General features: G+C 57.2%; 1 protein-coding gene. It reads left to right on the top strand.

Translation table 11 applies throughout. From position 1 onward, the window contains the following. Positions 1 to 486: RNA-guided endonuclease InsQ/TnpB family protein (locus KNO68_RS14880; protein ID WP_215112702.1), on the top strand; the 486-nt coding region annotated here is incomplete at both ends.

Genomic DNA, 486 nt, shown 5'->3' with positions numbered 1-486 from the left:
GCGAAGTTCTTCGCCGGGACGGGCGGCTTCCCGGCCTTCAAATCGAGACGGCGGTCGCGCGCCTCCTACACGACGAACAACCAGCACGGTACGATCCGCATCGAGAACGGCAAGGTGAGACTTCCTAAAATCGGGTTCGTGCGGTTCACACAACATCGCCCGTTCGAGGGCGTCATCCGGTCGGCGACGGTCTCGATGACGAGGACGGGCAAGTTCTTCATCTCCATCCTCGTCGAACAGGACGATGCACCATGGATTCCAGTCGAGCACAAAGTCGGGATTGATCTCGGCCTGGAACATTTCGCCGTCATGACGAACGACGCGATGGTCTCGGAGAAGATCGAAAACCCACGTTTCCTTCGTAAGTCCGAAGAAAAGGTCAAGAAGGCACAGCGCGCGCTGTCACGCAAGAAGATCGGAAGCAAGAATCGTGAAAAAGCCAGGCTGATCCTCGCCAAGAGACACGAGAAAATCGCCAACCAACGC

The sequence above is a fragment of the Exiguobacterium sp. s75 genome, from assembly GCF_018617145.1.
GTDB classification, from domain to species: Bacteria; Bacillota; Bacilli; order Exiguobacteriales; family Exiguobacteriaceae; genus Exiguobacterium; species Exiguobacterium profundum.
This window is presented reverse-complemented; position numbering and strand designations above follow the sequence as displayed.